This window comes from Falsihalocynthiibacter sp. SS001 (assembly GCF_042445055.1).
GTDB lineage: Bacteria > Pseudomonadota > Alphaproteobacteria > Rhodobacterales > Rhodobacteraceae > Falsihalocynthiibacter.
Map to the genome: position 1 here is coordinate 515,677 of NZ_CP170339.1, position 20,780 is coordinate 536,456.

The 20,780-nt window shown below is 52.3% G+C and carries 18 protein-coding genes; all 18 read left to right on the forward strand.

Annotation, left to right across the window (positions count from 1 at the left end):
- The first annotated feature begins 73 nt into the window (after positions 1–73).
- On the forward strand, positions 74–277 hold the full coding sequence (gene secE, locus ACFE33_RS02485) for a preprotein translocase subunit SecE (RefSeq protein WP_380056455.1): 204 nt from the start codon (positions 74–76) through the stop codon (positions 275–277).
- A 182-nt stretch (positions 278–459) separates the two neighbouring features.
- Entirely contained in the window at positions 460–993 is a 534-nt protein-coding gene (gene nusG, locus ACFE33_RS02490; protein WP_380056456.1) for a transcription termination/antitermination protein NusG, read from the forward strand.
- A 124-nt stretch (positions 994–1,117) separates the two neighbouring features.
- Positions 1,118–1,543: a 50S ribosomal protein L11 gene (gene rplK, locus ACFE33_RS02495; protein WP_380056458.1), complete on the forward strand. Its 426-nt coding sequence runs from the start codon at positions 1,118–1,120 to the stop codon at positions 1,541–1,543.
- Positions 1,544–1,545: 2 nt separating this feature from the next.
- Entirely contained in the window at positions 1,546–2,244 is a 699-nt protein-coding gene (rplA, locus tag ACFE33_RS02500; RefSeq protein ID WP_380056460.1) for a 50S ribosomal protein L1, read from the forward strand.
- Between the two features lie 249 nt (positions 2,245–2,493).
- A complete protein-coding gene (rplJ, locus tag ACFE33_RS02505; RefSeq protein WP_380056463.1) occupies positions 2,494–3,009 on the forward strand; it encodes a 50S ribosomal protein L10 in 516 nt (171 codons plus the stop codon).
- Between the two features lie 69 nt (positions 3,010–3,078).
- The gene (gene rplL, locus ACFE33_RS02510; RefSeq protein ID WP_380056466.1) at positions 3,079–3,456 is read left to right on the forward strand and encodes a 50S ribosomal protein L7/L12; all 378 of its coding nucleotides are present in this window, start codon (positions 3,079–3,081) and stop codon (positions 3,454–3,456) included.
- 247 nt (positions 3,457–3,703) lie between these two features.
- A complete protein-coding gene (gene rpoB, locus ACFE33_RS02515; RefSeq protein ID WP_380056469.1) occupies positions 3,704–7,840 on the forward strand; it encodes a DNA-directed RNA polymerase subunit beta in 4,137 nt (1,378 codons plus the stop codon).
- 50 nt (positions 7,841–7,890) lie between these two features.
- On the forward strand, positions 7,891–12,141 hold the full coding sequence (rpoC, locus tag ACFE33_RS02520) for a DNA-directed RNA polymerase subunit beta' (RefSeq protein ID WP_380056472.1): 4,251 nt from the start codon (positions 7,891–7,893) through the stop codon (positions 12,139–12,141).
- 111 nt (positions 12,142–12,252) lie between these two features.
- On the forward strand, positions 12,253–13,092 hold the full coding sequence (locus ACFE33_RS02525; protein ID WP_380056475.1) for a glycosyltransferase: 840 nt from the start codon (positions 12,253–12,255) through the stop codon (positions 13,090–13,092).
- Positions 13,089–13,997, forward strand: a complete 909-nt coding sequence (locus tag ACFE33_RS02530; RefSeq protein ID WP_380056477.1) for a DMT family transporter — start codon at positions 13,089–13,091, stop codon at positions 13,995–13,997. The genes ACFE33_RS02525 and ACFE33_RS02530 overlap by 4 nt, the downstream gene beginning before the upstream one ends.
- 357 nt (positions 13,998–14,354) lie before the next feature.
- Positions 14,355–14,726 carry a 30S ribosomal protein S12 gene (rpsL, locus tag ACFE33_RS02535; RefSeq protein ID WP_380056480.1) on the forward strand — a complete coding sequence of 124 codons (372 nt, stop codon included), beginning with the start codon at positions 14,355–14,357 and terminating at the stop codon, positions 14,724–14,726.
- 12 nt (positions 14,727–14,738) lie between these two features.
- Entirely contained in the window at positions 14,739–15,209 is a 471-nt protein-coding gene (rpsG, locus tag ACFE33_RS02540) for a 30S ribosomal protein S7 (RefSeq protein ID WP_380056483.1), read from the forward strand.
- A gap of 24 nt (positions 15,210–15,233) precedes the next feature.
- The gene (fusA, locus tag ACFE33_RS02545) at positions 15,234–17,351 is read left to right on the forward strand and encodes an elongation factor G (RefSeq protein WP_380056486.1); all 2,118 of its coding nucleotides are present in this window, start codon (positions 15,234–15,236) and stop codon (positions 17,349–17,351) included.
- A gap of 56 nt (positions 17,352–17,407) precedes the next feature.
- On the forward strand, positions 17,408–18,586 hold the full coding sequence (gene tuf, locus ACFE33_RS02550) for an elongation factor Tu (RefSeq protein ID WP_380056447.1): 1,179 nt from the start codon (positions 17,408–17,410) through the stop codon (positions 18,584–18,586).
- Positions 18,587–18,723: 137 nt separating this feature from the next.
- The gene (gene rpsJ / locus ACFE33_RS02555; RefSeq protein ID WP_263954417.1) at positions 18,724–19,032 is read left to right on the forward strand and encodes a 30S ribosomal protein S10; all 309 of its coding nucleotides are present in this window, start codon (positions 18,724–18,726) and stop codon (positions 19,030–19,032) included.
- A 13-nt stretch (positions 19,033–19,045) separates the two neighbouring features.
- Complete coding sequence (rplC, locus tag ACFE33_RS02560; protein WP_380056489.1) at positions 19,046–19,759, forward strand: 50S ribosomal protein L3; 714 nt, start codon at positions 19,046–19,048, stop codon at positions 19,757–19,759.
- Entirely contained in the window at positions 19,759–20,379 is a 621-nt protein-coding gene (rplD, locus tag ACFE33_RS02565) for a 50S ribosomal protein L4 (RefSeq protein WP_380056492.1), read from the forward strand. Before rplC ends, rplD begins: the two co-directional genes overlap by 1 nt.
- Positions 20,376–20,672, forward strand: a complete 297-nt coding sequence (locus ACFE33_RS02570; RefSeq protein ID WP_380056495.1) for a 50S ribosomal protein L23 — start codon at positions 20,376–20,378, stop codon at positions 20,670–20,672. The genes rplD and ACFE33_RS02570 overlap by 4 nt, the downstream gene beginning before the upstream one ends.
- The last annotated feature ends 108 nt before the right edge of the window (positions 20,673–20,780 follow it).

A 20,780-nucleotide genomic window follows, 5' to 3' on the forward strand; every position in this document is an offset into this window, starting at 1 on the left:
ACGTCTTGCCATTGGGGTCTGCTTGGCTTATATCCGCTTCGTCGCATAGGGTGACAGCATAAAGGGCAGCAGCATGGCAGCAAAACGTACAAATCCGCTTCAGTTTATTCAAGAAGTGCGCGCAGAAGGGGCAAAAATTACTTGGCCCACACGCCGCGAAGTCATTCTAACGACTGCGATGGTTATGGTCATGGCAACGCTGCTTGGCATCTTCTTTTCTCTCGTGGATTTGGGGATCCGTTCCGGGCTTCAGTTTGGCCTTGGCTTTTTTGGCTAATTAATTCGCCGCGTTTGGCTTGAATTTACTTGGTTTCAAGGCTAATCCATGCGGCAACTTCGAGATAAGCGTGCGGCGATTCGGTTTGCACGCTGTTTTTTGTTTTGGGTTGGTTTGTCCAACTCTTTGGAATTTATGCACTTTTTGGGTTCTGCCCAAGGTGAGACAAGGACTGAAGCAAGATGGCTAAGCGTTGGTATTCGGTGAGCGTACTCTCGAACTTCGAGAAAAAGATCGCCGAAGCAATTAAACATGCTGCTGAAGAAGCCGGTCTTGAGGAGCAGATCGAAGAAGTTCTGGTCCCCACAGAAGAGATCATTGAGGTGCGTCGCGGCAAGAAGGTCACGACAGAGCGCCGCTTTATGCCTGGTTACGTTTTGATCCGTATGGAGATGAGCGATGAGGGCTACCACCTTGTGACGTCGATTAATCGCGTCACCGGTTTCTTGGGTCCGCAAGGACGCCCGATGCCGATGCGCGACGCTGAGGTGAATCAGATTCTGAACCGTGTTGAAGAAGGCATGGAGGCTCCGCGCACTCTTATTCACTTCGAGACTGGTGAAAAAGTTCAGGTTACCGACGGTCCGTTCGAAGGTTTCGACGGCATGGTCGAGGACGTGGACGAAGAGAACAGCCGCCTGAAGGTGACTGTAAGTATTTTTGGCCGCGCAACGCCGGTCGAATTGGAATTCACGCAGGTCACGAAAGAGGTCTAGCGTGTGATGCACGCCTTCGGGTGTGCGGAAATGTGGGAGGGGACCCGAGCGCGCTCGGCAAGCCGGACCACACAACCTAAGTGGCGCAGACGCGTTTGCGCCAAGTTGAAGAAGGAGAGGCCACATGGCCAAGAAGATTGCTGGCACTATGAAGCTGCAGGTTCCTGCAGGTAAAGCCAACCCAAGCCCCCCCGTGGGCCCCGCGCTGGGTCAGCGCGGCATCAACATCATGGAATTCTGTAAAGCGTTCAACGCGAAAACAGCGGACCTTGAGCCAGGTGCCCCTTGCCCAACCGTGATCACATACTACCAAGATAAATCGTTTTCGATGGATATTAAGACTCCTCCGGCGTCTTACTTCCTGAAGAAAGCTGCGAAAATCACTTCTGGTGCGAAAACACCAAGCCGTGAGACTGTTGGCTCTGTTTCTGCGAAACAAGTTAAAGAGATCGCAGAAGCGAAAATGAAAGACCTGAACGCAAACGATATCGAAGCTGCGATGAAAATCATCATGGGTTCTGCGCGTTCTATGGGCATCGAGGTAAAATAGTCATGGCAAAGCTCGGAAAACGCATCACCGCGGCACGCGCGGCATTTGCTGGTAAAGCAAACCTCACTGTTGAAGATGCGGTTGCATTGGTTAAATCCAACGCTGGCGCAAAATTCGACGAGACAGTTGAAATCGCAATGAACCTCGGTGTTGACCCACGTCACGCTGACCAAATGGTTCGCGGCGTTGTTGGCCTGCCAAACGGCACAGGCAAAACAGTACGTGTTGCTGTATTTGCTCGTGGTCCAAAAGCAGACGAAGCAACTGCTGCTGGTGCTGACATCGTCGGCGCAGAAGACCTGATGGAAATCGTTCAAGGCGGCAAGATCGAATTCGATCGCTGCATCGCGACACCTGACATGATGGGTGTTGTCGGTCGCCTCGGTAAGATCCTCGGCCCACGCAACTTGATGCCAAACCCACGTGTTGGCACTGTGACTATGGACGTTGAAGCTGCTGTTAAAGCGGCTAAAGGCGGCGAAGTTCAGTTCAAAGTTGAAAAAGCTGGTGTGATCCACGCTGGTGTTGGCAAAGCTTCTTTCTCCGAAGAGCAGCTTGTCGAGAACATTCGTGCATTTGTTGACGCGGTTGCAAAAGCCCGTCCAACAGGCACAAAAGGCACATACATGAAGTCGATCGCCGTGAGCTCCACAATGGGCCCAGGCGTGACAGTGAATGTTGATAACGCCGCTGGCAACTAAGCCAGTCTAAGAATTCCGCGGGTTCGCCCGCAGAATGGTGGGGCCGCCAATTTGGCCCCATCCTGTCCGAGACGAAGGGTGGCCTCTGGTCATAATTCCTTTCTGAGATGGGGAACGAGACAAATTTTCGAAGGGCAACCTTCGGGTGATCTGGCCTCGGGACCCTGAAATTGGACCCGAACGGCCCAAACCCACGCTGGGGGCGGGTCAAACTGAGCCGGGGGGTAACCCCCAAATTTGGAGTGAACTGTGGATAGAGCACAAAAAGAACAGTTGGTCGACGAACTCGGCCAAATCTTTGACAGCTCTGGCGTTGTAGTGGTCTGCCGCTACGAAGGTCTCACGGTTGCTGAGATGCAAGACCTGCGTGCGCAAATGCGTGACGTTGACGGGTCTGTTCGCGTTGCCAAAAACAAGCTCGCCAAGATCGCCCTTGAGGGTAAGCCCTGCGCAAGCATCGCTGATTACCTCAATGGCATGACTGTACTTGCTTACTCTGAGGACCCTGTGGCTGCGGCCAAGGTCGTCGAGGCATACGCCAAAGAGAATTCCAAACTGGAGATTCTCGGTGGTGCTATGGGTGAGACAGCACTGGACGTCGCTGGTGTTAAAGCCGTTGCAGCGATGCCGTCGCGTGAGGAGCTTATCGCTTCTATCGTTGGCTGTATCGGGGCACCTGCTTCCAACATCGCCGGGGCCATTGGCGCGCCTGCAAGCAATATCGCGAGCATCTTGTCCTCAATCGAGGACAAGGCTGCTGCTTAAGCAACATGAGCCTTCGTGGAGAAAAACCTCGCACGTTGGAACACAACTTAAACGAACGGAAACAGTATAATGGCTGATCTGAAAAAACTTGCTGAAGAGATCGTTGGTCTTACCCTTCTCGAAGCACAAGAACTGAAAACTATCCTTAAAGACGAGTACGGCATCGAGCCTGCTGCTGGTGGCGCTGTAATGGTTGCTGGCGCTGCAGAAGCTGGTGGCGACGCTGGTGGCGAGCAAACAGAATTCGACGTAATTCTGAAAAATGCTGGCGCATCCAAAATCGGCGTGATCAAAGAAGTTCGCGCGATTACTGGTCTTGGCCTCAAAGAAGCTAAAGAACTTGTTGATGCAGGCGGCAAGCCCGTTAAAGAAGGCGTCGACAAAGCAGAAGCTGAAGAAATCAAAGCGAAGCTCGAAGCAGCTGGCGCTGAGATCGAACTCAAGTAATTGCTCGGGACGATCGTCCCAGGTGATTACAAAAAATTGGCTGGATCCGGGGAATATTCTGGATCCAGCCTATCGCGTCTTAGAAAAGGTCTGCCCGCGACGGGCGTTTTCTAAGGAGCGATTCAATGGGTCGGGCGGGACCGGTGGGCCGGTGTCCGAGAATAGATCCGAATTGCTTTGTTTTGCGATGCGTCCTTGATGCCCAGCTTGGATGTATCAGCGAAAAATCTGAAAGGTGACCACGCACATGGCTCAATCCTACCTTGGCCAAAAACGGCTTCGCAAATATTTCGGTAAAATCCGCGAAGTTCTTGAGATGCCGAACCTTATTGAGGTTCAAAAATCTTCGTATGATTTGTTTTTGAAATCCGGTGATCAACCTACGCCCTTGGATGGCGAAGGCATTAACGGTGTTTTCCAGTCGGTTTTCCCGATCAAAGATTTTAACGAAACATCGATTCTCGAATTCGTAAAATACGAGCTTGAGCAACCAAAATATGATGTAGAAGAGTGTCAGCAACGCGACATGACCTACAGCGCGCCGTTGAAGGTAACGCTGCGTCTTATCGTGTTTGATGTAGACGAGGACACAGGCGCGAAAACCGTCAAGGACATCAAAGAGCAAGACGTCTTTATGGGCGACATGCCATTGATGACACCGAACGGTACATTCGTCGTGAATGGCACCGAGCGTGTTATCGTTTCTCAGATGCACCGCTCACCAGGTGTTTTCTTTGATCACGACAAAGGCAAAACACACTCTTCTGGTAAGTTGCTCTTCGCATGCCGCATCATTCCTTACCGTGGTTCTTGGTTGGACTTTGAGTTCGACGCCAAGGACATCGTGTTCGCACGCATCGACCGTCGTCGTAAGCTCCCTGTGACAACCCTGCTTTATGCGTTGGGTCTTGATCAGGAAGGCATCTGTGACGCGTACTATGATACCGTGACTTACAAGCTCAAGAAGAACAAAGGTTGGGCAACCAAGTTCTTCCCAGAGCGTGTACGCGGTACACGTCCGACATACGATCTCGTTGATGCGAAAACTGGTGAAGTCATCGCCGAAGCTGGCAAGAAAGTTACGCCACGCGCTGTTAAGCAGTTGATTGAAGACGGTGCCGTTACGGACCTTCTCTTGCCGTTCGAGCAAATCATCGGCAAGTTCGTTGCACGTGACATCATCAACGAAGAAACTGGCGCGATCTACGTCGAAGCGGGCGATGAGCTGCAATTCGAGTATGACAAATCCGGTGAAATCACTGGCGGCTCTCTTCAGGAGCTTCTGGACGCGGGTATTACCGAGATTCCTGTTCTGGACATCGACAATGTCAACGTTGGTCCATACATTCGCAACACAATGGCGGCAGACAAAAACATGGGTCGCGAGAGCGCGCTCATGGACATCTACCGCGTGATGCGTCCGGGTGAGCCACCCACCGTTGAAAGCGCGAGCGCACTGTTCGACACATTGTTCTTCGATAGCGAGCGTTATGATCTCTCGGCTGTTGGTCGTGTGAAAATGAACATGCGTCTTGATCTGGATGCCGATGATTCAATGCGGACACTTCGCAAAGAAGACATCGTCGCCTGTATCAAAGCACTTGTTGAGCTGCGTGATGGCAAAGGCGATATCGACGATATCGACCACCTTGGTAACCGTCGTGTTCGCTCCGTTGGCGAATTGATGGAAAACCAGTACCGCGTTGGTCTGTTGCGCATGGAGCGCGCGATCAAAGAGCGTATGTCCTCTGTCGAAATCGACACAGTGATGCCGCAAGACCTGATCAATGCGAAACCTGCTGCTGCTGCGGTACGTGAATTCTTTGGCTCTTCGCAGCTTTCGCAGTTCATGGACCAAACCAACCCACTTTCGGAAGTCACGCACAAGCGTCGTCTTTCCGCGCTTGGGCCTGGCGGTTTGACACGTGAGCGCGCGGGCTTTGAGGTTCGTGACGTTCACCCAACGCACTATGGTCGTATGTGTCCGATTGAGACTCCTGAGGGTCCGAATATTGGTCTGATCAACTCGCTTGCGACATTCGCACGCGTAAACAAGTACGGCTTTATCGAAACGCCATACCGTAAAGTTGTCGACAAACAAGTGACTGACGAAGTTCACTACATGTCAGCGACAGAGGAAATGCGCCACACAGTTGCGCAGGCGAACGCTCAGATCGACGAAAAGGGTGTGTTCAAGAACGACCTCGTTTCGGCACGTCAATCTGGCGAGTACACACTTAGCCCTGCTCAGAACATAGATCTGATCGACGTTTCACCAAAGCAGCTGGTTTCGGTTGCGGCTTCGCTTATTCCGTTCCTTGAAAATGACGACGCTAACCGCGCCTTGATGGGCTCGAACATGATGCGTCAGGCTGTTCCATTGCTTCAGGCCGAGGCGCCTTTGGTCGGGACAGGTATCGAGGAAGTGGTTGCACGCGACTCTGGTGCGTCGATCATGGCGAAGCGTGCGGGTGTCATCGACCAAGTTGACGCGCAGCGTATCGTTGTTCGCGCGACGCATGACCTTGAATTGGGTGATGCGGGTGTGGACATCTATCGTCTACGCAAGTTCCAGCGCTCGAACCAAAACACTTGTATCAACCAGCGTCCGCTGGTGAAAGTGGGCGACGTTGTTGGCAAAAACGAGGTTATTGCTGACGGTCCTTCTACTGATATAGGTGAATTGGCTCTGGGTAAGAACGTCTGCGTGGCGTTTATGCCTTGGAACGGTTACAACTATGAGGACTCGATCCTGATCTCCGAGCGTATCGTTCGTGACGACGTGTTTACTTCGGTGCATATCGAAGAATTCGAAGTTGCGGCACGTGATACCAAGCTCGGCCCTGAGGAAATCACACGCGATATTCCAAACGTCGGTGAGGAAGCACTTCGCAACCTCGACGAAGCGGGTATCGTTTATATCGGTGCTGAAGTTCAGCCTGGTGATATCCTCGTTGGTAAAATCACACCGAAGGGCGAAAGCCCAATGACGCCTGAAGAAAAACTTCTTCGTGCGATCTTTGGTGAGAAAGCTTCTGACGTTCGCGATACATCGCTCCGCGTTAAACCGGGTGATTTCGGGACAGTTGTTGAGGTTCGTGTCTTTAATCGTCACGGCGTTGAAAAAGACGAGCGCGCACTTCAGATCGAGCGCGAAGAAGTCGAACGTCTTGCGCGTGACCGTGATGACGAGCTGACAATTCTGGACCGCAACATCTATGCGCGTTTGAAATCCATGGTACTGGGTAAAACCGTTGCCAAAGGACCAAAAGGCGTCAAATCAGGCTCCGAAGTGACCGAAGAGCTCTTGGGCACATTGTCCAAAGGTCTGTGGTGGCAGTTGGCTCTTGAGGACGAAGAAGCAGCGAAAATCGTCGAAGCTCTGAACGCTCAATACGAAGTTCAGAAAAAAGCGATGGAAGCACGTTTTGAGGACAAAGTTGAGAAAGTCCGTCGTGGTGATGATCTGCCTCCGGGCGTGATGAAGATGGTCAAAGTCTTTATCGCTGTGAAGCGTAAGCTTCAGCCTGGTGATAAAATGGCCGGTCGTCACGGGAACAAAGGTGTTATCTCCAAGGTTGTACCTATGGAAGACATGCCGTTCCTCGCCGATGGTACGCCAGTTGACTTCTGTTTGAACCCACTTGGTGTGCCTTCACGTATGAACGTTGGTCAGATCCTTGAAACCCACATGGGTTGGGCGAGCCGTGGTCTGGGTATCCAGATCGACGAAGCGCTTGGTGAGTACCGTCGTTCTGGCGACATGACACCAGTTCGTGATGCGATGAAGATCGCATATGGCGATGTCGTTTATGACGAAGGTATCGCCGACATGGACGAGGCACAGCTTCTGGAGGCCGCGGGCAACGTAACGCGCGGTGTTCCAATCGCTACGCCAGTGTTTGATGGTGCAAAAGAAGCTGACGTGAACGATGCGCTCAAGCGTGCCGGTTTCGACACTTCGGGTCAGTCGGTGCTTTATGATGGCCGTACAGGTGAGCAGTTCGCTCGTCCGGTAACGGTTGGGATGAAGTATCTTCTCAAACTGCACCACCTTGTGGACGACAAAATCCACGCACGTTCAACTGGGCCTTACAGCCTTGTTACGCAGCAACCATTGGGCGGTAAGGCTCAATTCGGTGGTCAGCGTTTCGGGGAGATGGAAGTCTGGGCACTCGAGGCATATGGCGCGGCATACACGCTGCAAGAGATGCTGACAGTGAAGTCGGACGACGTCGCAGGCCGTACAAAAGTTTACGAAAGCATCGTCAAAGGCGACGACAACTTCGAAGCTGGCGTACCGGAAAGCTTCAACGTGCTGGTCAAAGAGGTCCGAGGCCTCGGCCTCAATATGGAACTCCTGGATGCGGAGGAGGATGAGTAGGGCCCCGCGCCTTAGTCATCCCACCTTCCCCTGATTAAAAGGAACGCAAAATGAACCAGGAACTGACAAACAACCCGTTTAACCCGCTCGCGCCACAAAAGACATTTGATGAGATCAAAGTCTCTTTGGCGAGCCCTGAACGGATCCTTTCGTGGTCTTATGGCGAAATCAAAAAGCCTGAGACAATCAACTATCGTACGTTCAAGCCAGAGCGTGACGGTCTTTTCTGTGCGCGTATTTTCGGGCCAATCAAGGACTACGAATGTCTTTGCGGCAAATATAAGCGCATGAAATATCGCGGCGTTGTCTGCGAGAAATGTGGTGTTGAAGTTACGCTTCAAAAAGTGCGTCGTGAGCGCATGGGCCACATCGAACTGGCCGCACCTGTTGCGCATATTTGGTTCCTCAAGTCCCTGCCGTCCCGTATTGGCTTGATGCTTGATATGACGTTGCGCGATCTTGAGCGTATTCTCTACTTTGAAAACTACGTGGTGATTGAGCCCGGTTTGACAGATCTGACTTATGGTCAGTTGATGTCCGAAGAAGAGTACATGGACGCCCAAGACGCTTACGGCATGGATGCGTTTACGGCTGGTATCGGTGCGGAAGCAATTCGCGAGATGCTGTCGATGATCGACCTCGACGCCGAAGCAGAAACGCTGCGTGCGGACCTGAAAGAAGCAACAGGCGAGCTGAAGCCCAAGAAGATCATCAAGCGTTTGAAGATCGTCGAGAGCTTCCTTGAGTCTGGCAACCGTCCTGAGTGGATGGTTATGACCGTGATCCCTGTGATCCCGCCAGAGTTGCGCCCATTGGTGCCGCTGGATGGTGGCCGCTTTGCGACATCCGATCTTAACGATCTGTATCGCCGTGTGATCAACCGTAACAACCGTCTGAAGCGTCTGATCGAGCTTCGTGCGCCTGATATCATCGTGCGTAACGAAAAGCGGATGTTGCAGGAATCCGTTGATGCGTTGTTCGACAATGGCCGTCGTGGCCGCGTGATTACAGGGGCGAACAAGCGTCCTCTGAAATCGCTGTCTGACATGCTCAAAGGTAAGCAAGGTCGTTTCCGTCAGAACCTTTTGGGTAAACGCGTCGACTTCTCTGGCCGTTCAGTGATTGTGACGGGTCCGGAATTGAAACTGCACCAATGTGGTCTTCCTAAGAAGATGGCGTTGGAGTTGTTCAAGCCGTTCATCTACTCGCGTCTTGAGGCCAAAGGTCTGTCTTCCACTGTGAAGCAAGCCAAGAAACTGGTGGAGAAAGAGCGTCCCGAAGTTTGGGACATCTTGGATGAGGTTATTCGGGAACACCCCGTTATGCTCAACCGTGCGCCTACGCTTCACCGTCTTGGTATTCAGGCGTTTGAACCGATGCTCATCGAAGGTAAAGCGATTCAGCTTCACCCGCTTGTGTGTTCGGCCTTTAACGCTGACTTTGACGGCGACCAAATGGCGGTACACGTACCACTGAGCCTTGAGGCACAGCTTGAAGCACGTGTTCTCATGATGTCGACTAACAACGTTCTGTCACCTGCAAACGGTGCGCCGATTATCGTTCCTTCACAGGACATGATTTTGGGTCTCTACTACATCTCCTTGATGCGCGAAGGCATGAAGGGCGAGGGCATGTCCTTTGCTGATGTGGACGAGGTTCAGCACGCGCTGGATTCCGGTGAAGTTCACCTCCACGCCAAAGTGACTGCGCGTATTCCGCAGATCGACGAAGAAGGTAACGAGATCATGGTGCGGTTTGAAACCACACCTGGCCGTATCCGTCTTGGTGCGCTTCTGCCGAAAAACGCCAAAGCGCCTTTCGAGCTGGTGAATAACCTGTTGCGTAAGAAGGACGTTCAGAAAGTCATCGACACCGTCTACCGTTATTGCGGTCAGAAAGAGTCGGTTATCTTCTGTGACCAGATCATGACCATGGGTTTCCGTGAAGCGTTTAAAGCGGGTATCTCGTTCGGTAAGGACGACATGGTTATTCCTGACACCAAATGGGAAACCGTTGACGAGACACGCGATCAGGTTCGCGACTTTGAACAACAGTACATGGACGGTCTGATTACTCAGGGCGAGAAGTACAACAAAGTTGTCGATGCTTGGTCCAAGTGTAACGACAAAGTCACTGACGCGATGATGGGCACAATTTCTGCGATCCGTACCGACGAGAGCGGCGCCGAAATGGAACCAAACTCGGTTTACATGATGGCTCACTCTGGTGCGCGTGGTTCGGTTACTCAGATGAAACAGCTCGGCGGGATGCGCGGCCTGATGGCCAAGCCGAACGGCGACATCATCGAGACACCGATTATCTCGAACTTTAAAGAGGGTCTGTCGGTTCTTGAGTACTTCAACTCTACCCACGGTGCTCGTAAGGGTCTGTCCGATACGGCGTTGAAAACGGCGAACTCGGGTTACCTGACACGTCGTCTTGTGGACGTTGCACAGGATTGTATCGTTCGCGAGCATGACTGTGGAACTGAAACGTCGATTACTGCGGAAGCTGCAGTAAAAGACGGTGAAGTTGTTGCAAGCATCTCCGAGATCGTACTGGGCCGTGTTGCTGCTGAGGATGTCCTGAAACCGGGCACCGATGAAGTGATCGTTTCCAAGAACGAAGTGATCGACGAGCGCAAATCTGACCTCATCGAAGAAGCAGGCATCGTTACCATGCGTATGCGTAGCCCGCTGACTTGTGAGGCCGAAGAAGGCGTTTGTGCGATGTGCTATGGTCGTGACCTTGCACGCGGTACATTGGTGAACCAAGGCGAAGCGGTTGGTATTATCGCGGCGCAGTCCATTGGTGAGCCTGGTACACAGCTTACAATGCGTACATTCCACATTGGTGGTGTTGCGCAGGGTGGTCAGCAATCGTTCCAAGAGGCAAGTCACGCTGGTAAAGTTGCGTTCTCTAACGAAATGCTGCTCGAAAACTCTGCGGGTGAAGCGATCGTTATGGGCCGTAACATGCTGCTCTCAATCCAAGACGAGAATGGTGTCGAACTGGTTAGCCACAAGATCAGCTATGGTACGAAAGTACACGTCAAAGCGGGTGCAACTGTTGTGCGCGGCGACAAGCTGTTTGAATGGGATCCATACACACTTCCGATCATTGCCGAGAAAGCGGGTACAGCGAAATTCGTTGACCTTACTTCGGGTACTTCGGTGCGAGACGATACCGACGACGCAACGGGCATGACGCAGAAAATCGTTATCGACTGGCGTGCTGCGCCTAAAGGTAACGAGCTGAAGCCTGAAATCTTCATCATCGGTGAGGATGGCGAACCACTTCGTAACGATGCAGGGAACCCTGTTTCTTATCCGATGTCGGTTGATGCGGTTCTTTCGGTTGAAGAGAACTCCAAAGTCGAAGCTGGTGACGTAATCGCGCGTATTCCACGTGAAGGTGCGAAAACAAAAGACATCACCGGTGGTCTGCCACGGGTTGCGGAACTCTTTGAGGCACGTCGCCCCAAAGATCACGCGATCATCGCAGAGATCGACGGTTATGTTCGCTTTGGTCGCGACTACAAGAACAAGCGTCGCATTTCCATCGAGCCAGCAGATGAGAGCCTAGAGCCATTTGAGTACATGGTTCCAAAAGGTAAGCACATCCCGGTTGCCGAGGGCGATTTCGTCCACAAAGGTGACTACATCATGGATGGTAACCCAGCGCCGCATGACATTCTTGCAGTTATGGGTGTTGAAGCTCTTGCGAACTACATGGTTGAAGAGGTTCAGGAAGTTTACCGTCTCCAAGGCGTGAAGATTAACGATAAACACATCGAGGTTATCGTTCGTCAGATGCTACAGAAATGGGAAATTCTGGACAGCGGCGAGACTACATTGCTCAAAGGCGAGCATGTGGACAAAGCCGAGTTTGACGCTGCAAACGCGAAAGCGGAGTCCGCTGGCCGTCGCCTTGCTTCTGGTGAGCCTATCCTTCTCGGGATCACCAAAGCGTCGCTTCAAACACGTTCGTTCATCTCTGCGGCGTCGTTCCAAGAGACAACCCGCGTACTTACCGAGGCATCCGTCCAAGGCAAGCGCGACAAACTGGTTGGCCTCAAAGAGAACGTTATCGTTGGTCGCTTGATCCCTGCCGGTACTGGTGGCGCGACGCAGAAAGCGCGTGCGGTTGCTATCCAGCGTGACAACGTTGTTCTTGAAGCACGCCGTCTTGAAGCTGAACAGGCCGCAGCCTTGGCCGCGCCGGTTCCTTCTGACGATGTGATCGGTGGCGATGTCTTCACAACACCAGTTGTTGATAACGAAGAGAGCCGCGACGAGTAATCGTCTAGGACAACTTATGAAATTGGCCCCCTCGCTGTTCGGTGAGGGGGCCTTTTCTTTTTTGGGACGAAGTGATTTCTAGGCTGGGAAATCCTGTGAAGCGGAACTAGGTTGACCGAAACAACCGCGAGCATCTTAATGGCGCAGGATTTCAGAAATCAGATAATCGGCCTCGTCCGCTTTTCCTTCCCAGCGCTTTCGGGCTTTGCGAAGGGCGGAGATGATATTGCCGCACTTGAGGATTTCCTGTTCGATCCTGATCGTTTGGCGCGGCGGTTCTATCTCTTTGAAAAGCTTTGCCTTCCCTCTCTTCTGGCGCAAACGGATTCTGAGTTTACGATCTTGTTTCTAGTTGGAGAGCGGATGCCACAAGAAGCGATCGAACGTCTTGCCGCTTTGATCGCCCCATTGCACGACGCGCGGATTGTTCAGCGCGAGAGTGACTACAACTACGCCGCTGTTCGCAAGGCATTCGATGGCGTTCCAAGGCAAGGCCATAGCCACCGGACAAGCTTTAGGCTGGATGATGATGACGCCGTTTCGCAGACCTATATCAAGCGGCTCAAACAAACGGCGCGAAAGCTGAAACCGTTATGTCAGCCAGACGAGCCAGTTGCTTTGGCGTTTAATAGTGGGTTTTACGTCCATGTTCAGGATGGCGAGAACCGTATCGTAGATGCACGTGAACGCACGCCTGTTTCGGTGGGCTCGGCGTTGTTTGCGGAGGCTAGTGAGCCGCAGAATGTTTATGCCCGCAATCACCGGTTCCTCGGGCAGTTCTTTAACCTTTATTCAGATGTTTCGACGCCAAATTTTGTGCGCTCGGTACATCACGACAACGATAGCGATCCCGTTATCGTAGGCCTCTCGGATAAGATGACTTCCGAGCAGAAGGCAAATGATATTTCAAAACATTTCCCCTTTGATCTAACCGAGTTAAAATCCATATGATCACCGAGCATACACAACGCGAGAACCTGCAAGGCGCGGGCATGATGGTGGCCTCAATGGCGGGTTTCGTTGTGAACGATACGTTTATGAAGCTCGCGTTGGCGGAAGTTCCGTTCTATCAGGCGCTGGTTGTACGTGGTCTTGCGGTTACGTTTTTCCTCTTTGCCATCGGATATTATCTCGGTCGGCTCGATTTTCGAATGCAACGTGCCGACAGCCTCCGTGTTTTCTGGAGATGCCTCGGAGAGGTTGGCGCTTCGTATTTCTTTATCACCGCTCTTATGCATATGCCTCTCGCCAATATCACCGCGGTGATGCAATCCCTTCCGCTGACTGTCACGCTTGCCGGCGCGCTTTTCTTCAAAGAGCCATTAGGCTGGCGAAGGTTTGCCGCTATCATCGTGGGCTTTATTGGTGTCTTGCTTATTATCAGGCCCGGTACGGATTTTGATCTCTATGCGCTCTACGCATTGGCCGCCGTAGCCTGCGTCACTTTGCGCGATCTGTCATCCCGAAGACTTTCGCCTCAGGTCTCGACTTGGCCCGTGTCTATCTATGCGGCGATCTCGGTCACGCTGTTTGGTCTGGTGGGCGGCGCGTTCGAGCCATGGAAGCCGATATCCTTGCCGTCAGCAGGGTATCTGCTGGGCGCGACGCTCTGCCTTGTGGGGGCCTATGCCTGTAGTGTGGGCTCTATGCGGATTGGTGCATTGGCGGTGGTTACGCCGTTCAGATACTCTGGAATACTCTGGGCGATCATCCTCGGTCTGGTTGTATTTGGTGATTTGCCAGACGCGCTTACCATCGTTGGAATTGTCATTGTTGTGTCTTCCGGCCTGTTCACGCTCTTTCGCGAGCAGGTGGTCCTTAGACGCAAGATTGATTCCCGCGAGCGGCGCATATAAAAGCGATTCCATCGGTTCAGTATTGCTGGACTGGCCTTGAATACTAAGAAATGCGCCAATTTTGGCCTGTGTTTCAAGAGTTGAACGATTTGCGGGCCTGCCTGTGTTGACAACCGCCGCGACTCCCCATAAACAGCGCCCACTTGGCATGGGTGTATTCCCTTTATTGCCACCATCAAAACCCAAGTGGTCACGATCCGGGCCCTATGCCCCGATCCTCTGGATGCCCGCCGCGTCGTTCCTATAGAGGGGATGGATGTGGTTTTTTGCGTTTGGTGCGTGGGATATGCCTATGAGCCATACGGGGCGTCGTCCCGTTTTGATAATTTTGTGTTGCAACACGGGGAAATAACCGGAATGCCAACGATACAACAGCTGATCCGCAAGCCGCGCCAGCCGAAAATCAAACGTCAGAAGTCCATGCACCTGCAGGCTTGTCCTCAGAAGCGTGGCGTATGTACACGTGTATATACAACGACACCAAAGAAACCGAACTCCGCTATGCGTCGCGTCGCCAAAGTGCGTCTGACAAATGGCTTCGAGGTCATCAGCTACATCCCGGGTGAAGGTCACAACCTTCAAGAGCACTCTGTTGTTCTGATCCGTGGCGGTCGTGTAAAAGACCTTCCGGGTGTTCGCTACCACGTACTGCGCGGTGTGTTGGATACCCAAGGTGTTAAAGATCGTAAGCAACGTCGTTCGAAATACGGCGCTAAGCGTCCTAAATAAGGGGAGACTGAGATGTCCCGTCGTCACGCCGCTGAAAAGCGCGAAGTTCTTCCAGACGCTAAGTTTGGGGATAAAGTTCTAACCAAGTTCATGAACAACCTCATGATCGATGGTAAAAAATCCGCCGCTGAGCGTATTGTTTACAACGCATTTGACCGCGTTGAAGACAAGATCAAGCGCGCACCCGTAGAAGTGTTCCACGAAGCACTTGATAACATTAAACCATCCCTCGAAGTGCGTTCGCGCCGCGTGGGTGGTGCGACATATCAGGTGCCTGTAGATGTGCGTCCTGAGCGTCGCGAAGCACTTGCAATCCGTTGGTTGATCATTGCTGCTCGCAAGCGCAACGAAAACACAATGGAAGAGCGTCTCGCTGGCGAATTGCTGGATGCGGTTAACAACCGCGGCACAGCCGTCAAGAAACGTGAAGACACCCACAAAATGGCCGAAGCTAACAAAGCTTTCAGCCATTACCGCTGGTAACCCTTAGGGCTTAGGACCAACACCATGGCACGCGAATATCCTCTCGACAGATACCGCAACTTCGGCATCATGGCGCACATCGATGCAGGCAAAACTACCTGCTCCGAGCGCATCCTGTACTACACAGGCAAGTCCCACAACATTGGTGAGGTGCACGATGGTGCGGCCACTATGGACTGGATGGAGCAAGAGCAAGAGCGCGGTATTACAATTACTTCGGCTGCGACAACAACTTTCTGGGAGCGCACCGAAGACGGTGAGAATGCAGAAACTGAAAAGCACCGGATGAACATCATCGACACACCAGGTCACGTTGACTTCACAATTGAAGTTGAGCGTTCCTTGGCGGTTCTCGATGGTGCTGTTGCTGTTCTTGACGCGAACGCGGGTGTTGAGCCTCAGACAGAAACTGTTTGGCGCCAAGCTGACCGTTATAAAGTTCCACGTATCGTTTTTGTTAACAAAATGGACAAAATCGGCGCGGACTTCTTTAACTGCGTTCACATGATCGAAGATCGTACAGGTGCGACACCTGCGCCGATCCAGATCCCAATCGGTTCTGAAAACGACCTCGAAGGCATGGTTGACCTCGTCACTATGCAAGAGTGGGTTTGGGCCGGTGAAGACCTTGGTGCATCTTGGGAAAAACGCCCGATCCGTGCCGAGCTTCAGGATACAGCAAATGAATGGCGCGCAAAGCTCATCGAAACAGCGGTAGAGATGGACGATGACGCAATGGAAGCATACCTCGAAGGCGAAGAGCCTTCTGTTGAGAAACTCCGTGAGTTGATCCGCAAAGGTACGCTTGCAATCAAATTCATCCCTGTTCTTTGTGGTTCTGCGTTCAAGAACAAAGGTGTTCAGCCTTTGCTCAACGCTGTTATCGACTATCTGCCGAGCCCGCTCGACGTTGTTGATTACATGGGCTTCAAACCAGGCGACGAAACAGAGACACGTAACATCCCGCGTCGTGCGGATGATGACATGGCGTTCTCTGCGCTTGCGTTCAAAATCATGAACGACCCATTCGTTGGTACACTTACGTTCACACGCATCTACTCTGGTGTGTTGAACAAAGGTGATAGCCTTCTGAACTCTACGAAAAACCGCAAAGAGCGTGTTGGTCGTATGATGATGATGCACTCCAACGATCGTGAAGAGATCCAAGAAGCATTTGCTGGCGACATCATCGCGCTTGCAGGCCTCAAGGACACAACAACAGGGGATACCCTCTGTGCTGTGAACGATCCTGTGGTTCTTGAAACAATGACATTCCCTGATCCTGTGATCGAGATTGCTGTTGAGCCAAAAACCAAAGCTGACCAAGAGAAAATGTCTACTGGTCTTGGCCGTTTGGCTGCTGAGGATCCATCTTTCCGCGTTGAGACTGACCTTGAGTCCGGTCAGACAATCATGAAAGGCATGGGCGAGCTTCACCTCGACATCCTTGTTGATCGTCTGAAGCGCGAGTTCAAAGTTGAAGCGAACATCGGTGCGCCACAGGTTGCTTACCGCGAGACGATCGGTCACGAAGTCGAGCACACTTACACCCACAAGAAACAGTCGGGTGGTTCGGGTCAGTACGCTGAAGTCAAAATGGCGATCATCCCAACAGAGCCAGGCGAAGGTTACTCCTTCGAAAGCAAAATTGTTGGTGGTGCGGTTCCAAAAGAGTACATCCCTGGTGTTGAAAAAGGCATCCAGTCGGTTATGGACTCCGGTCCGCTTGCTGGCTTCCCTGTGATCGACTTCAAAGTTGTTCTGCTTGACGGTAAGTTCCACGATGTTGACTCCAGCATCCTCGCCTTCGAAATCGCTGCACGTATGTGTATGCGTGAAGGTATGCGCAAAGCTGGCGCGAAGTTGCTTGAGCCAATCATGAAAGTCGAAGTGATCACACCTGAAGAGTATACAGGTAACGTCATCGGCGATCTGACATCGCGTCGTGGTCAAGTTCAAGGCCAGGATACACGCGGCAACGCAATCGCAATCGACGCTTTTGTACCGCTGGCGAATATGTTCGGCTACATCAACAACTTGCGCTCTATGTCTTCGGGCCGCGCAAACTTCTCGATGCAGTTCGATCACTACGATCCAGTTCCGTCCAATATCTCGGAAGAAATTCAGGCGAAATTCGCCTAATCGAAATAGCGGGTCAGGTATTTTCTGGCCCGCTCACTAACCACTAGGAGGCCCTCATGGCTAAGGAAAAGTTTGAGCGTACGAAACCGCATTGTAACATTGGTACAATCGGTCACGTTGACCACGGTAAGACGACACTAACAGCAGCGATCACGAAGCAGTTTTCTGATACGTTCAAAGCGTATGACGAGATTGACGGCGCGCCAGAAGAAAAAGCACGCGGTATCACCATCTCGACAGCACACGTTGAGTATGAGACAGACGCGCGCCACTATGCGCACGTTGACTGCCCAGGCCACGCTGACTATGTGAAAAACATGATCACCGGTGCGGCACAGATGGACGGCGCGATCCTTGTTGTGAACGCGGCTGACGGCCCTATGCCACAAACACGTGAGCACATCCTTTTGGGTCGCCAGGTTGGCATCCCATCCATGGTTGTTTTCATGAACAAAGTTGACCAGGTAGACGATCCTGAGCTTCTTGAGTTGGTTGAAATGGAAATCCGTGAGCTTCTGAACGAATACGGTTACCCTGGCGATGATATCCCAGTGATTGCCGGTTCTGCTTTGGCTGCTCTGGAAGACCGCGACGATGCAATCGGCAAAGACAAAATTGCTGAGCTGATGGCTGCTGTTGATGAGTACATCCCACAGCCACCACGTGCGATCGACGAGCCATTCCTGATGCCGATCGAGGACGTATTCTCGATTTCCGGTCGTGGTACAGTTGTGACTGGCCGTGTAGAGCGTGGCGCGATCAACGTTGGCGACGAGATTGAAATCGTTGGTATCCGCGACACATCGAAAACAACCTGTACAGGTGTTGAGATGTTCCGCAAGCTGCTTGACCGTGGTGAAGCAGGCGACAACATCGGTGCGCTTCTGCGTGGTGTTGACCGTGAAGGCGTTGAGCGTGGTCAGGTTCTGTGTAAGCCGGGTTCTGTGAACCCACACACAAAGTTCGAGGCCGAGGTTTATATCTTGACCAAAGAAGAGGGTGGTCGTCACACACCATTCTTTGCGAACTACCGTCCACAGTTCTACTTCCGTACAACGGACGTTACAGGCACAGTTGAACTGCCAGCAGGCACAGAAATGGTTATGCCAGGCGACAACCTGAAGCTTTCTGCTGAACTCATCGCACCAATCGCGATGGAAGAAGGCCTCCGCTTTGCGATCCGCGAAGGCGGCCGCACAGTAGGCTCCGGCGTTGTGTCCAAAATCTACGAATAAGTCGTAGCGAATTAATGAATTTTTGGCGCTTCCTTCGGGTGGCGCCAATTTTACTGACCTAAAGACTAGGTTCGATGTGGGGGGCGCAATCCCGCGTGTTTCCACCTCTCAACTCTAAAGCCGCGAAAGGCAACGACATGCAGTCGCAAAACATTCGCATTCGGCTCAAAGCTTTTGATTTCCGTGTTCTGGACGCCAGCACACAAGAAATCGTAAGCACAGCCAAGCGCACAGGCGCAACGGTTCGTGGACCAATCCCACTGCCGAACAAAATCGAGAAGTTCACGGTTCTCCGTGGCCCTCACGTGAACAAGAAATCCCGTGATCAGTTCGAGATCCGCACGCACAAGCGCCTGTTGGATATCGTCGACCCGACACCACAAACTGTAGACGCGCTGATGAAGCTCGACCTAGCAGCTGGTGTTGACGTCGAGATCAAGGTTTAAGGAGGGTATTTAGATGCGCTCTGGTGTAATCGCGAAAAAGGTTGGCATGACCCGCCTTTTCTTGGAAGACGGCAAACAGATCCCTGTAACCGTTCTCCAACTCGAAAACTTGCAAGTTGTTGATCAGCGCACGTCTGATCGCGACGGTTATACAGCTGTTCAGCTTGGTGCTGGTTCGGCCAAAGCAAAACGTACATCGCAAGCGATGCGCGGCCATTTTGCGAAGGCGAACGTTGCTCCAAAACGGAAAGTTGCGGAATTCCGCGTTTCCGAAGAGAACCTCATTGCCGTTGGTGAAGAGATCTCTGCTGAACACTACATTGCAGGTCAAAAAGTTGATGTGTCCGGCACATCGATCGGTAAAGGCTTTGCTGGTGCTATGAAGCGTCACAACTTTGGGGGCCTTCGCGCTTCTCACGGTGTGTCGATCTCGCACCGTTCGCACGGTTCGACCGGTCAGTGTCAAGACCCCGGCAAAGTTTTCAAAGGTAAGAAAATGGCCGGTCACATGGGTGCTGCCCGTGTAACTACTCAGAACCTCGAAGTTGTTCGTACAGACGCTGACCGTGGCTTGATCATGGTTAAAGGCGCTGTTCCGGGCTCCAAGGGTGGCTGGGTAACGGTCAAGGATGCTGTTAAAAAGAAACTGCCTGACGGTGTGCCTTTCCCAGCTGCTCTCAAGAGCGCTGCTGAAGCCGCTGCGGCTCCCGCTGAAGGAGCAGAATAATGAAGGCTGATGTAATCAAACTTGACGGCAAAAAAGCCGGCACTTTGGATCTGGACGAGGCCCTTTTCGGTCTTGAGCCACGTGCGGACATTCTGCACCGTGTGGTTCGCTGGCAGCGCAACAATGCGCAGGCCGGCACTCACAAGGTGAAGACTCGCCGCGAGACATCCTACTCGACCAAGAAGATCTATCGCCAAAAAGGTACCGGTGGCGCTCGTCACGGTGACCGTAATGCGCCGATCTTCCGTAAAGGTGGTGTTTACAAGGGTCCTACCCCACGTAGCCACGGCCACGAGCTTACAAAGAAGTTCCGTAAGCTTGGTCTTCGCCACGCACTGTCTGCAAAGGCAAATGCAGGTGAGTTGGTTGTGATCGACACGACTGATTTCAAAGACGCAAAGACTTCTGTTCTCGCAAAAGCGGTTAAAGAACTCGGTTGGAAGCGCGCTTTGATCATCGATGGTGCCGACGTAAACGAAAACTTTGCACGCGCTGCACGTAACATTGACGGTCTGGATATCCTGCCATCAATGGGTGCGAACGTGTATGACATCCTGAAACGTGATACACTCGTTATCACGAAAGCAGGTGTCGAAGCATTGGAGGCACGTTTGAAATGAGCACCAAAGCAGCACAATACGATGTGATCCGTAAGCCGGTCATCACTGAAAAAGCGACTATGGTTTCTGAGAATGGCGCCATCGTTTTTGAAGTAGCGATCGACAGCAATAAACCCCAAATCAAAGAGGCCGTTGAAAGCCTGTTTGGTGTTAAGGTGAAAGCTGTAAACACTACGATCACTAAGGGTAAAGCAAAGCGTTTCCGCGGCCAGCTTGGCAGCCGTAAAGACGTGAAAAAAGCTTACGTTACTCTTGAAGAAGGCAACACAATCGACGTGTCCACAGGACTCTAAGAGTTGCTTCTCTGAAAATTCGGAAAGCCCTCGCAGCGATGCGGGGGCTTTTTGTGTTTTAGGGATTGGCGATTCACCCCCCGACGCATTGAAGGTACGCCCTTACCG